This is a genomic window from Nitrospina sp. P1_D6, assembly GCF_052156615.1.
Taxonomy (GTDB): Bacteria; Nitrospinota; Nitrospinia; order Nitrospinales; family Nitrospinaceae; genus Nitrospina.
The window spans coordinates 92,782-105,810 of record NZ_JBQKUN010000005.1 but is presented as its reverse complement, the minus strand read 5'-3'; the positions used below and the strand labels follow the sequence as shown (position 1 = coordinate 105,810).

General features: G+C 56.1%; 14 protein-coding genes. 8 read left to right on the top strand and 6 right to left on the bottom strand.

Annotated features, from left to right (window positions below):
• The first annotated feature begins 82 nt into the window (after positions 1-82).
• The gene (locus ACTRXA_RS10080) at positions 83-1,495 is read left to right on the top strand and encodes an aminopeptidase P N-terminal domain-containing protein (RefSeq protein WP_442427068.1); all 1,413 of its coding nucleotides are present in this window, start codon (positions 83-85) and stop codon (positions 1,493-1,495) included.
• 3 nt (positions 1,496-1,498) lie between these two features.
• On the opposite strand, the gene bcp is transcribed toward ACTRXA_RS10080, so the two are convergent.
• From bcp to ACTRXA_RS10050, 6 genes are all read right to left on the bottom strand, one after another.
• Entirely contained in the window at positions 1,499-1,960 is a 462-nt protein-coding gene (bcp, locus tag ACTRXA_RS10075; protein ID WP_442427067.1) for a thioredoxin-dependent thiol peroxidase, read from the bottom strand.
• 13 nt (positions 1,961-1,973) lie between these two features.
• Positions 1,974-2,429, bottom strand: coding sequence for a hypothetical protein (locus ACTRXA_RS10070; protein ID WP_442427066.1), 456 nt, complete (start codon positions 2,427-2,429; stop codon positions 1,974-1,976).
• Positions 2,430-2,601: 172 nt separating this feature from the next.
• Positions 2,602-4,215, bottom strand: a complete 1,614-nt coding sequence (locus tag ACTRXA_RS10065; RefSeq protein WP_442427065.1) for a tetratricopeptide repeat protein — start codon at positions 4,213-4,215, stop codon at positions 2,602-2,604.
• A 12-nt stretch (positions 4,216-4,227) separates the two neighbouring features.
• Positions 4,228-4,761 carry a DUF1566 domain-containing protein gene (locus ACTRXA_RS10060; RefSeq protein ID WP_442427064.1) on the bottom strand — a complete coding sequence of 178 codons (534 nt, stop codon included), beginning with the start codon at positions 4,759-4,761 and terminating at the stop codon, positions 4,228-4,230.
• Between the two features lie 91 nt (positions 4,762-4,852).
• Positions 4,853-6,295: an Asp-tRNA(Asn)/Glu-tRNA(Gln) amidotransferase subunit GatB gene (gene gatB / locus ACTRXA_RS10055; RefSeq protein ID WP_442427063.1), complete on the bottom strand. Its 1,443-nt coding sequence runs from the start codon at positions 6,293-6,295 to the stop codon at positions 4,853-4,855.
• 109 nt (positions 6,296-6,404) lie between these two features.
• Complete coding sequence (locus ACTRXA_RS10050) at positions 6,405-7,148, bottom strand: SDR family NAD(P)-dependent oxidoreductase (RefSeq protein WP_442427062.1); 744 nt, start codon at positions 7,146-7,148, stop codon at positions 6,405-6,407.
• 116 nt (positions 7,149-7,264) lie between these two features.
• On the opposite strand from ACTRXA_RS10050, the gene ACTRXA_RS10045 reads away from it, so the two are divergent.
• The 7 genes from ACTRXA_RS10045 to ACTRXA_RS10015 all read left to right on the top strand — a co-directional run bounded on the left by ACTRXA_RS10045 (position 7,265) and on the right by ACTRXA_RS10015 (position 13,029).
• The gene (locus ACTRXA_RS10045) at positions 7,265-7,540 is read left to right on the top strand and encodes a hypothetical protein (RefSeq protein ID WP_442427061.1); all 276 of its coding nucleotides are present in this window, start codon (positions 7,265-7,267) and stop codon (positions 7,538-7,540) included.
• A gap of 82 nt (positions 7,541-7,622) precedes the next feature.
• Complete coding sequence (locus tag ACTRXA_RS10040; protein ID WP_005011682.1) at positions 7,623-7,838, top strand: DUF2383 domain-containing protein; 216 nt, start codon at positions 7,623-7,625, stop codon at positions 7,836-7,838.
• A 5-nt stretch (positions 7,839-7,843) separates the two neighbouring features.
• Positions 7,844-8,512 carry a heavy metal response regulator transcription factor gene (locus ACTRXA_RS10035; RefSeq protein ID WP_442427060.1) on the top strand — a complete coding sequence of 223 codons (669 nt, stop codon included), beginning with the start codon at positions 7,844-7,846 and terminating at the stop codon, positions 8,510-8,512.
• A 3-nt stretch (positions 8,513-8,515) separates the two neighbouring features.
• A complete protein-coding gene (locus ACTRXA_RS10030; protein ID WP_442427059.1) occupies positions 8,516-9,946 on the top strand; it encodes a sensor histidine kinase in 1,431 nt (476 codons plus the stop codon).
• Between the two features lie 125 nt (positions 9,947-10,071).
• Positions 10,072-11,361, top strand: coding sequence for an ABC transporter substrate-binding protein (locus ACTRXA_RS10025; RefSeq protein WP_442427058.1), 1,290 nt, complete (start codon positions 10,072-10,074; stop codon positions 11,359-11,361).
• A complete protein-coding gene (locus ACTRXA_RS10020) occupies positions 11,345-12,220 on the top strand; it encodes a carbohydrate ABC transporter permease (protein ID WP_442427057.1) in 876 nt (291 codons plus the stop codon). Before ACTRXA_RS10025 ends, ACTRXA_RS10020 begins: the two co-directional genes overlap by 17 nt.
• The gene (locus ACTRXA_RS10015) at positions 12,217-13,029 is read left to right on the top strand and encodes a carbohydrate ABC transporter permease (protein ID WP_442427056.1); all 813 of its coding nucleotides are present in this window, start codon (positions 12,217-12,219) and stop codon (positions 13,027-13,029) included. The genes ACTRXA_RS10020 and ACTRXA_RS10015 overlap by 4 nt, the downstream gene beginning before the upstream one ends.

The following is a 13,029-nucleotide window of genomic DNA, read 5'->3' as shown; positions in this document are numbered from 1 at the left end:
CTGTTCCTATGAATATAATAATATTAATTCACATTGCAAATGCTAACTGATTTATTCGCGGTCACAGCGGGGTTTGAACTTTATGATGCAGAGAGACGGTAAAAAAATCTATTCCGGTATTTTTCGCGACGGCGGCGCAGGGGCTTACGCCAAGCGCCGCTTCCGGGAGCGCCGTAAAAAATTGATGGATGCGGAAAACATGTTGATGGTTCTGACCGGTGTACCGTACGGTCCCGGCCAGGAAACGTTGTGGACGTACGCCTTTGTTCCGACTTACCAGGAACCGAGCCTCATGTACCTCACGGGGGTCAACCAGACGGAAGTGATCCTTTTGCTGGATCCGCATTCCAGGGAATCGGATGAAATCCTGTTCGTGAAAAAAAAGGATCCGAGCAAGGAGTTCTGGGACGGAATCCGCTTCGGCGTGGGCGATCCCAAAAGCGTGAACGAAGTCAAACGCGTGACCGGGATGAAAGATGTGCGGGATATCGACGATTTCGAAGCGGTATTCAAGGAGCGCTTCCTGAAACAGCCGGAGAAAAAAGTCGGCGCGTTCTGGCTGGAAGGCATCCGTAACGGCAAACGGACCACCATCAAGTCCGACCACAACTGGAATTTCAAGCAGCAGGTTGAGCGTATGTTGCGCAAATGGAAGGCTCCGAAAGGGGCTTTGCACAACATCATGGAAACGCATTTCGATCTGCGCCTGCCGCTGGACAAGTACGATGTGGAGAACACGTTGAAGGCGAACCGCCTGACGGCCGCGGCATTCAAGGAAACGCTGGGACGATTCCGCGAGTTCAGGACCGAGTACGAGATTCAGGGCTTCATCGAAGGGCAGATGCAAATGCGTTCGCCCTACGGATTGAGCTTCCCTTCCATCATCGCCTCCGGTCACAATGCCACGGTTCTGCATTACGTGAAGAACGACGATCCGGTGAAGAAGCAGGAGATGGTTCTACTGGATTTCGGTGTGCGCTGGATGACCATGCACGCGGACATCAGCAGAACGGTTCCCGCATCCGGAAAGTACAATCCATTGCAGAAACTTCTTTATGAGATTGTGTTGAAAGCGCAGTTGGAAGTAGAGAAACAGGCCTGCGCCGGCCGGACCATCCAGGAACTCAATGAACTGTGCTGGGATACGGTAAATTATTACCTTAAAAAAGATTTCCTTGATGAGGGCGGCAAATGCAAGCTCAAGTACAAAGAGCGGCCGCATGGAGTGAGTCATCTCATCGGCGAGCAGGAGCACGACGGCGATCCGTTCCGCAATTACGCCGTTCAGCCCATGAAGCCCGGCTGGCTGATCAGCAACGAGCCCGGCCTATATGGCCAGTTCAAGATCAGGTTGAATGGAAAAAGCTTCGATCAGGAAATCGGCATCCGCATTGAGGACAACCTGTTGATAACGGAAAAGGGATGCCGCAATCTTTCGCAGTCCGTACCGAAGCGCGTTGCGGAGATCGAAAAGCTGATGAACGGGAATAAGTGAGGACTACTTCAATTCCTTGAGGGATTCCAGAACTTCTTCGGCGTGGCCCTTGACCTTTACTTTCGGCCAGATTTTGCGCACGACGCCCTCTTTGTCAATCAGGAAGGTGCTGCGCACGATGCCCATGAAAGTCTTGCCATAGAGTTTCTTTTCCTGCCACACGCCGTATTTCTGCACCACCTTCTTGTCCTCGTCGCTGATGAGAGTGAAGGGCAGGTCGTATTTTTCGATGAACTTCTGGTGGCGTTCCGGGGAGTCGACGCTGACGCCAAGCACCTGCGTGTTTTTGAATTTCTGGTGGAGGTCCCTGAAATCGCAGGCTTCGGTGGTGCAACCCGGGGTCATGTCTTTGGGGTAAAAATAAAGGACAACGTTCTTTTTGCCGCGGAAGGAACTCAGCTTGACCTTGTCGCCTTTTTGATCGGGAGCCGTGAAATCCGGCGCTTTGCTGCCTTCTTTTATCATACAGCGCCTCTGATCACAGCCCCAGTTGGCCGTAAGCCTTATCGAGATTTTGATTGAGCTCCTGAATCATTTTCATGAGTTCCTGAGGCGGGGTGCGGCCGGGAGTTTTATTGACGATTTGCCGTGCCAGGTCCAGATTGGCGGCAATGGTGTTGAATGTTTCCTGGGAAGGTGCATTGGATTTCGAGCACAGGGTGTCCCAATGGGTCACCAGCCGGGCCAGCTTGCTGTCCACCTGGAAGCCAATCATCGACTCCCCTCTAAGAGAGGTGGCTTTTTCCATATAACCCCATACCCCTCCCTGTGCCTGGGTGGTTTGTAAGTTTCCCCGCAACTGTTTTGCAGCTTCTTCACAGGCCGACTTTTCTGCGAGCCCCACATTGGCAAAAAACAAGCTGGACATAAGAAAGAGGCCCAGAAGACGGGAAACAGTTTGGACTGGGCGGCGGTTCCTAACATTGTCAAACATCCTAACCTCCTTTTAGGGCGGTCACAGATCTGTCCGGTTGATCAGTTGATTACACTTTTATGATTAACTTTCCAGCATCTAATCATTTATTGACCAGTTGTGTCAAATTTTATTTAGAGTCCAAAGTCCATCAAAATATTGAAAACAGGGAAGCTTTGCTTGAGCCAATGCTTTACCGAAAGAGGGCGAGGTGCCGGTATTTGGTGAAAGCGGGATCCTCCCGGAGACTGGGTAAAAGTTCAGGTTTATTCTCTCTGACAAATTGGAGATTGCGTACCATCTGGGGTTCGTCGCCTTTTTGTGCGTAACATTTGGCAAGCAATACGTGGTGCGACAGGATGTATTCGTGATTGGGGTGGTTCATGGAAATTTTTTCCAGCATGGAGATGGCGCGGCCGTACTCGCCGGTGTTGTAGTGGGTGGCGGCGGTGTTGAGCTTCGCCATCAGGTGGTTTGGTGCCATGCGCAACACCATGGAGTACACGGCCAGGGCCCGTTTATGCATTCCGTAATGAGAAAACAATTCACCACGGCGGTTCAACGCTTCTGCAGGAAGAAAAAACAACTCGTCCGGATCCAGGGCGTTGGGGATGCTGTGATCGTTGGGTGGTAACTCCGAAAGGCTGGTTTTGGCCAGATTGTCCGGGTCCCCCAGCTCCATGGCTTTCTGGTAAAACTTACGTGCATCTTTCATGTTGCCGCGCAGAGCATACAAATCCCCCATCTCCTGGTAAGACTTGGCCTGCAATATGGGGTCGCTGTCGATGTTGGCCATCATGGTTTCGATGGAGATCTCGGTCAATTCCAGCCGGAGCAGGAGGCTGGCGAGACCCACCAGGATTTCCTGAGTGGGTTTGTCCTTCGGATTCAGCCGTGCTGCGGTCTGGATTTCAAACAGGGCCAACCCATATTCGCCCGACTGGTAGAGGGAGCGTGACCGGCTCATGTGATACTGGTGTGCAATCACGGTTTTCGGTAGTTCATCGACGCGATCGGTCTTGATCATTTCAATCAGTTTGCGCGCAGATTCCACCTTCGGGTGGTTGGTCCGCATTTCATAAAGGCGCTCGAGATACGACTGCGACTTTTCAAGTTCGCCGCGCACTGCGTACAAGTAGCCCAGTTGATACAGCGCGTCCAGATGTTTTGGGTCGATTTCGATGGCTTTGAGAAACGCCTTCTCAGCGCCGGGAAGGTCGTTCAGGTAAAAATGATTCATCCCTCTTTCATAGGGGTAAACGGGGGATTCTGGATCCAGCTCCGCGGCCAGTTCGAGTTCCAGGTTGGCTTCGTTCATCTCCCCGTTTGCCGCGAGTGTGAGCGCGTACTCGTAATGAGCCTCCGGCAGTTTCTGGTGCTGGTTGACGGCAATACCGCATCCGCGCTTGGAAAGATCCACCACCCCAAGCATCCGGTAAATCTCGCAATTTGCGTAATGGATGGCCGGGTGACGGGGCTGGATACTGCGTCCTTTCAACAGCGTCTGGTGTGCTTCGCGATAACGGCCCAGTTCATACAGGAGAAGCGATTTCAGGACCAACGGTGTGCCCTTGTTGGGCCGTTCCTGGATGAGTTTTTCTGTAAGCGGCAGTGCCTCGGCGAACTCATTCTTCTCTGCGTGCGCCAGCACTTTTAGATACTCCTTGTCCTGGCGGTCCTGCCTGGCGAAGTGCGGGTCCCACAGGGCGATTTCGATGCTCGGCCAGGTGGCGAAAGCGGGGGAGGCCTGCAGGGCGAAAGCCGTGAGCAGGCCTGCTGTTCCAATCCAGAATTTCAAGCGTTTCAAAATAACGTTCCTTTATTGTTGAAGGTATTTCCTGCGGAAGTCGGGATTTTGTATGAACCGGACCGCGCGGGTCGCCTTGCGGCTCCGCGATTTTTTGTTGGCCGAAAACCGGGTGCCGGTGTTGAATATCACGCCGAAGGAATTGAAGTGGCCGTTGGCTTCGGAGGACCACAGGGCCCCGCATCCCTCTTTTGCGAAAATGGGGTCAATGTGGATGACCATCTCACTTCCGACCTGGGAGCTGTTGGTTTTGTCGGCCTCATACAGCGTGCGCAACTCCTCCAGCGTCGGCATCCGCCAGTCGATGTGACCGGCATAGGTGGTGTCGTTCAGGTCCTCAACGTAGGAAAACACTTCCCGCCAGTTCATCCAGCGCCCCGTATCGAGATACGAATCCTTTTTGGCCCACATGAGACCCGTCCGGGTGTCGCTGATGGTGCCGTCGCCGTGGTCAATGAACCTTTTGTCAGCCGACCACGCCGCAACCGGCATGTCCAGGGATTGGCCGGGGGTGGCGCCTGCGAGCATCAGAATCAAGGACAACATCAGTCCGGATAGGACAGGCAAAAGACGATGGGATATTGATTTCATTCTTTCCATATTATAAAAATCCCGTGCGAAACAAAACCCCGGCGATTCAGGCCTGCCCCAGCTTCTCCTTGAATAGTTTGTTGAGCAGGCCGGGATTGGCCTGCCCCTTGCTGGCCTTCATGGCCTGTCCGATGAAATAACCGAGCACCTTGTCCCGCCCCTCCTTGAATTGCTGCACCTGATCGGGGCTGGCGGCGATGATGTCATCCACGATCCTGCCCAGCTCCCCCTCGTCGGAAATCTGCGTCAGTCCCTTTTCTTCAATGATAGCGGCGGGTTCCTTTCCGGTCTGGTACATTTCCTCGAATACCGCCTTGGCAATCTTGCCGCTGATGGTCCCGGCATCGATCAATTTCAGCATGTCAGCAAGCTGACCAGGGGTCACCGGGCAGTCGCCGATGTCGCGGTCATCCTGGTTGAGCAGGCGCAACAGTTCCCCCATGATCCAGTTGCTGACCAGCTTCGGCTGGTTGAACAGCGCGACGCACTCTTCGAAATAGTCGGCCAGCGTGCGCGAGGTGGTCAGCACCCCGGCGTCGTATTCGGGAATGGCGTACTGCTCGACGAAGCGCTGGCGTTTTTCCTCCGGCATCTCCGGCAATTCGCGGCGGATCGATTCAATCCAATCCGCATCGCATGCGACGGGAACGAGGTCCGGTTCCGGAAAATAGCGGTAGTCGTGCGCCTCTTCCTTGGAGCGCATGGAGAAGGTGACGCCCCGGTTGGCATCGTAGAGCCGGGTTTCCTGAACCACTTGATCGCCCTGATCAAGTATCTTGGTCTGCCGCTCCACCTCGTGCTCGATGGCCTTCTGCACGAATTTGAAGGAGTTGATGTTCTTGAGCTCGACACGGGTGCCGAATTCCTGTTGCCCCACAGGGCGGAGCGATACGTTGGCGTCGCATCGGAAACTGCCTTCCTCCATGTTGCAGTCGCTCACGTCCGCGTACTGCAACACAGATTTGAGCGCTACGAGGTACTCCCTCGCTTCCTCCGCGCTCCGCAGTTCCGGTTCGCTCACGATTTCGATCAACGGCACACCGGTGCGGTTGTAATCGACATAACTCTTGTCCCGATCGCCCAGGTTGTCGCCGTGGATGGACTTGCCGGCGTCTTCTTCCATGTGGATGCGTGTGAGGCGGATGCGCTTCGGTCCGCCGGAAGTCTGGATGGTCAGGTGGCCGCGGAGCCCGATGGGCAGATCAAACTGCGAAACCTGGTAGCCTTTCGGCAGGTCCGGGTAAAAATAATTCTTGCGCGCGAACTGGTTCACCGGCTGGATCTCGCAGTGCGTGGCCAGGCACGCCTTCATGGCGTATTCCACCACCTTGCGGTTGAGCACCGGAAGCACCCCCGGCATGCCCAGGCAGACCGGGCAGGTGTTCTCATTGGGCTCTTTGCCGAATTCGGTGGAGCAGGAACAGAAAATCTTGGACCGGGTTTTCAACTGGGCGTGGACTTCCAGTCCGATGACCGTTTCGTATTTCATGGGGCGTGTGTTTCCGGGGCCGTGGGCCGGGTTGCATTGCGGCCGGAGGCCGGGCAATGGATTGAATTTACGGATTCTAATACATGGCGGAAAATGCCGTCAACTTTCTCTACATGGCGGTGAAACCCCCGTCCACCGGAAGCAGGGTGCCGGTGACGAACGACGACTCGTCGCTGGCCAGAAACAGGCAGGCGTTGGCGATCTCTTCCGCCTTTGCGAACCGCCGCAGAGGATAGTAATGTTCCTTCCAGTCCTCCATCAATTCGGCGTTGCCGCGCAGTTCCTCGGTCATGTCCGTCTCCACCATGCCGGGACAGACGGCGTTGGAACGGATGTTCATGGGACCGTACTCCACCGCAATCGAACGGGAAAGCTGGTTGAGTGCGCCCTTGGAGACGTTGTACGCTCCGGTTTGCGGAACGGCAACGAGGCCCAGGATGGAACTGATGTGCACGATGGAGCCGGATTTCCGTTCGACCATGTGGGCCAGCACCCGGCGGGTCAGGAGGAACAGGCCGCGCAGGTTGATGTCCAGCACCTGATCCCACATGTCGTTGGGGGTCTCGTGCAGGGAACCGCCCCCGAGTGTTCCCGCGTTGTTGACCAGCACGTCGATCTGGCCGAACTGCTTGAGGGTGAGGTCGATCAACCGGTCCACGTCTTCTTCTTTGGTGATGTCTCCCGGCACGGCCAGGACGTTGGCTCCCAGCCGCCGGGCCGCCGCTTCCAGCGGGTCTTTTCGCCGCCCGAACAACGCGAGGCGCGCACCTTCCCTATGAAACCGCTCCGCGCAGGCAAGGCCGATGCCGGTACCGCCGCCAGTGATGATGACGGTCTTGTTTTCAAGTCTCATGGCCGATTCCCCGTACAAATGTGGATGTTTCATCTATATAATGGTGAAGCCTGAAATATACCATTTCACGCCGCAGCAAAACACCGCAATTCTCCAACGGACCCGGAGGCACCGGAATGGCCAGTTTGAAATACGTTTACTACCTGTTCGGCGGATTCATCGGATTCGTCTGCGGGCTCATTATCCAGATGATATTCATGGCGCTGGAGCGGTCCGGCACCCTGATCCTGGGTAACTTCGCCCGCGACTTTGGCGTGGTGGGCCGCATCCTGATTTACCTGGTGGAGGGCATCCCCTACATGGGTGTGGCCTTCGGCGTCCTGCTCGTCCACTATATGTTCGGACAGCGGTTTGCCGAGGAAAATCAGGAGGATGGCGGTAAAGAAAATTGAAACCAAAAACTGCAAGGTTTACAATAGCCTCCGATTGAATCGGTGATACAATAAAAATATCAATACCTTCTGACGCAAATTCATGACCAGCAAGTTCAACGAAAATATCCTGAAAGCCCTCACCACCACCGAAGAGGCGCTTAAAATATGCAAAGAGGCGATGGAAGACGCCAATGACGAAACCTGTCGCGCCATGTATGCGGCCATGATCAAGGACTGCGAAAAGCACGTCCAGATGCTGAAAGGGGAGATCGATCTCCACAAAGTCCAGAAAAAATGGGATGACAACTCGAAGTAGTGAGTATGCGTATCTTGATCGTTGAGGACGAGAAAAAGGTCGCCGGATTCATCAAGAAAGGCCTGGAAGAGGAGACCTACGCCGTCGATGTGGCTACCGACGGGGAGGAAGGCCAGAACCTGGCGGAGATGAACCACTACGACCTGATCATCCTCGACCTCATGTTGCCGAAGATCAAAGGGCTTGATGTGCTCGCTCACCTGCGCGGAAAGAACATCAATACCCCGATCATCCTGCTGACAGCCAAGGATTCCGTGGAGGACAAGGTGACGGGGCTCAACCAGGGCGCCGACGATTACCTGACGAAGCCTTTCGCCTTTTCGGAACTGCTGGCGCGCATCCGGTCGTTGTTGCGGCGGGGGCAGAACGAGACCAAGACCCTCCTGCAGGTCGGCGACCTGACGCTTGACCTTGTGAGCCACAAGGTGAAGCGCGGCGGTGAGGAGATCGAGCTCACAGGCAAGGAATACAGCCTGCTGGAATACTTCATGCGCAATGCGGGCAAGGTGCTGACGCGGACGATGATCGCCGAGCACGTGTGGGATTACAATTTCGATACGTTCACCAATGTCATCGACGTGTACGTCAACCACCTGCGGAAGAAGATCGACAAACAATACGATCACAAGTTACTGCACACCTTGAGGGGCGTCGGATATGTGATGAGGGAATAGAAGATGGTATTCAATTCCATTCGTTCCAGACTGACCGCCCTCTACGTCGCCCTGCTGGGAATCATCCTGATTCTGTTCAGCATCATCCTCTATTACTTCCTCAACAACCGCCTTTACGAAAGCATCGACAACTCCCTCAAGCTGTCGGCCAGCGTGGTGCGCAAGACCGCGCAACTGGATTACTCCCGCACGCCGCTTCCGGGCCTCGAGTTCTTCTTCGAGCAGTTTCTGGGCTACGGCAACCTCAATAAGTTCTACCGAATCTACGACGGCTCCGGCAACGTCGGCTCGCGTTCCAAAAACATCGATGCCTCCAAATTTCCGTTGTCGCAGGATGCTTACGGGCGGGCGTTGAAAGGTGAGATGACGTACGAGACCTTCACCGTCGCCGACGGCCACCCCATCCGCGTCATCACCATGCCGGTACTCCGAGACGGCACGCTGGTCAACCTCATCCAGGTGGGAACGTCGCTTGAAGGCGTCAAGGAAACCATGCGGAACCTGCGCATTTTTTTGTTCACCGGGGTACCGACCGTCTTGCTGTTGAGTGCGCTGGTGGGACGCTTCCTCGCGCGGCGGTCGCTGGAACCGGTGGCGAAGATCACGCACACCGCACGCGACATCGCGAGCGGCGGCGACCTCAGCCGGCGCATTCCGGTACCGGAGGTGCAGGATGAAATCGGCAACCTCGCTCTCACGTTCAATGACATGATGGACCGCCTCGAGCGGTCGTTCGCCAAAATCCGCCAGTTCAGCAGCGATGCCTCCCACGAACTGCGTACGCCGCTGACGGTGATGAAAGGGCAGAGCGAGCTCGGGCTCAGCAAACTGCGCAAGCCGTCGGAGTACCAGGAGGTGCTGTCCAGCAATCTGGAAGAAATCAATTACATGTCGCACATTCTGGACGACCTGTTTGTCCTCGCGCGGGCGGACGAGGGGCAGCTTCCCATGGAAACGGAACGGGTCAACCTCGTCACCGTTATTGAGGACGTGTGCAAGAACGTGGAAATCCTGGCTGAAGAAAAGGAAATCGAAATCAAGATCGCCTACCTGGAGTCGGCGGAAGTCATTGGTGACGGGCATCGCCTGAAGCAGATGGTGTGGACGCTCCTGCACAATGCGGTCAAGTACACACCGGAAAAAGGGCTCATCAAAATCACCCTGCAGGATCTGGGCGACTACGCGTTTCTCAGCATTCAGGACAACGGCATTGGAATCCCGGAAACAGACCTGCCGTGGATTTTTGACCGGTTCTACCGGGTGGACAAGGCGCGGTCACGTTCTGAAGGCGGCAGTGGGCTGGGTCTCAGTATCTGCAAACACATCGTCGAGATGCACAACGGCACGATCGAGGTGGACAGCAGGGTGGGCGAGGGCACCCGCTTCAAAATCCGGTTGCCCAAGGACCGGGCCGCCAGCCGCAAGATCGCCTGAAACTCCTTCGAAACCTCCGCTTTCTCTCTTTTCGATTTCTCCAGCCTGGCTTGCCGGGATTCTGCAGAATTAGAATTTCCGTGGTACCCTGTACTCATTCCCCTTCCACATTCCACAGGAGATTTATGGTTGGACTGCGGATTGTGTTCATTGCCCTGTTTCTTGTGGCCCCCGGCTGTTTATTTTCCGGCACCCCGCCGGAAGCTCCCAATACAGTCCATTACTATCAGTTCTCCCTTCCCGGTTTCAGCGCCACCTTTGACTCACTGGCCAAACGGTTCCATCAGCTTCACCCCGACTACCGGGTTCAGGTGCATCAACTTCCCACCGGCACCGACGACCAGCACCAGTTTTACCTGACACATATGAAAACCCGTGGATCCGGCCGCATTGACGTGTTGGCACTGGATGTCATCTGGATGGCGGAATTTGCCCGGGCCGGGTTGCTCTCTCCACTCAATGAGGTTGTGCCAGAGGAAGAGTGGAACGATTTCTTTGCCGCCAGTGTGCAGGCGGGAATATTTGGTGAAACCCGCTACGGTGTGCCGCTGTTTGTCGATAGCGGTGTGATGTACTCAAGAAAAGACTTGTTGCAAAAGCATGGATTCAGCAAGCCACCCGCCACATGGGGTGAGCTTGTGACGATGGCTGAAACCATCACGCAGGCGGAACAGGACGACCGGCTTTACGGGTTCGTCTGGCAGGGACGCCAATATGAGGGGCTGGTCTGCAATTTCATGGAGTTTCTGCCCCGGGGCGAGCCGTGGCTGTTACCGGGGAATGGAGAGCGGTTGAACCGTGCCCTGATCGAACCGCGTCTGCGGTTCATGCGAAGGCTTTTGACCGACGGAGTCTCACCGCCGTCTGTTTTGGCGATGGCGGAAGAGTCGAGCCGCCATGTTTTCCAGAACGGGCGGGCGGTGTTCATGCGCAACTGGCCGTATGCCTGGCGGCTGATGCAACAGCCGGATTCGCCGGTGGCAGGCAGGGTGTGGATGTCGCCTCTGCCGGCAGTGGAACGGGGTGAGGCGGGACGTGGAACGCTGGGCGGGTTTTTGCTCGGCATGCATCGCGACACGCCGGTGCCGGAAGCGGCGCGGGCTTGGATTGCGTTTCTGACACAACCGGATGTTCAGCGCGTGTTGTGGCTCAAGCTGGGATTGACCCCTGCGCGCAAATCGGTTTTGCGAGGTGCCCCGCCTCCGTATGCTCCACCTGTAAACGTTCTATTTGAGGCGATGGAATACGCGGCGCCGCGTCCGGCCATGCCGCTGTACATGCCGCTGTCGCAATCCCTGCAGGCCTATCTGAACGGGGGGCTGGGGGATGTGTATACCATAGACGAGGCCATGCGGTTGATAGACGCGGACCTTCAACGCTTGACGCGGGTGCTGAACGATGAAGCAGGAACTTAAAGACCGCCTGCTGTTTCTGGGGCCAATGTTGATTCTTCCGGGACTCTTAGTGGCGTGGCCGCTTTTCGAAATCGTGATCCTCGGATTCAAAACCAGGGTCGCGCTGTTCGGGATCGACCGCTGGGTGGGGCTGGAGAATTACCGGTACCTGTTTGGTGAGGATTTTCGTTTCTGGAAATCGGTGACGAACACGTTGTACTTCACCGGCGTGTCCGTGATGCTGGAATTTGTCATTGGACTTTTTTTTGCACTGTACCTGCGGTTCGGGTCGGGATCGGTGTGGTGGAAAACGATCCTGCTTCTGCCGTGGGCGATTCCGAACGTGGTCAGCGCGCGGTTGTGGCAGTGGATGTTCCACTCGGAAGCGGGAATTGTCAATCACATCCTGCAGGCACTGGGAACCGTGGAGGGGCCGGTGTACTGGCTGGCGGATCCGGACCTCGCTCTTCATGCCGCCATTCTGGCGGACGTGTGGAAGACGACCCCGTTCATGACGCTTCTTTTATTCGCAGGATTGCAGCGCGTTCCAGAATCTCTTTTGATGGCGGCGCGGGTGGACCGCACACCCCCGCTCCGCCTGCTCATGCGCATTTTGCTTCCGGCACTGCGTCCGGCAATCCTCACCGTACTGGTCCTGCGTCTCCTCGACGCGTTCCGGGTGTTTGACGTGATTTATGTGATGACAGGCGGCGGCCCGGCCAACAGCACGGAAACGCTTTCCATTTATGCTTACCGCACCTATTTTCAGGCATTGCAGTTCGGGTACGGTTCGTCGGTGGCGCTGGTGCAGGTGGGAATGATGGTCGCCATCACCTGGATTGTTGTCGCTGTCTTAAAAGACGGGAGGCAGACGGTATGAGGCGGGTGAATCATTTTCTTTTCCTGTTCGTATTGTTCGCGTGGAGCCTGGGGCCTTTTATCTGGCTTTGGATCACCTCGGTGAAGCCTCCCGGCACGGTGGCGCAAATGCCACCGGTGTGGCCACAGACGTTCAGTTTGGAGAACTACCGTTCCGTTTTGCTGAACGAGGCGTTCCTGAATGTGGTGGCGAACAGCCTTTGGGTGTCGCTGGGTGCGACGGGGGTGTCGCTCGTAGTGGGAACGATGGGTGCGTTCGGATTGAGTGTGCTGATGACGCGGAACCGCGAGCCGGTCCTTCTGGCCTTGCTGGTGGTGTTCATGCTGCCGCAGGTGGCGGTGGTGACGCCACTGTACGAAGTGTTGGGTGTTCTGGGTGGAATGGACACGGTATGGGGGCTCGTCCTCGTGTACAGCCTGTTCACCGTACCGCTGGTGGTGTGGGTGATGACACGGTATTTCGAGGAGATTCCCCTTTCCTTGTACCACGCTGCGCGGGTGGATGGATGCGGCGCGTGGACCGCGTTCCGGCGCGTGTACCTGCCACTCGGCGTGCCGGGCATGGTGTGCGCGGGACTGCTCGGAATCCTCTTCTGCTGGAACGAGTTCCTGTTTGCCTTGACTTACACCACGTCCTACGCGTCGCGCACCATTCCGGTTGGCATCACCCTGTTCACGGGGCAATTCGAGTTTCCGTGGGGAGAAATCGCCGCCGCCAGTTCCCTGGTCACATTCCCCATTCTTCTGGCGGTGGTCGTGGCGCAGAAATACCTGGTACGCGGACTGGTGGGAAGCGGGATCAAAGGGTGA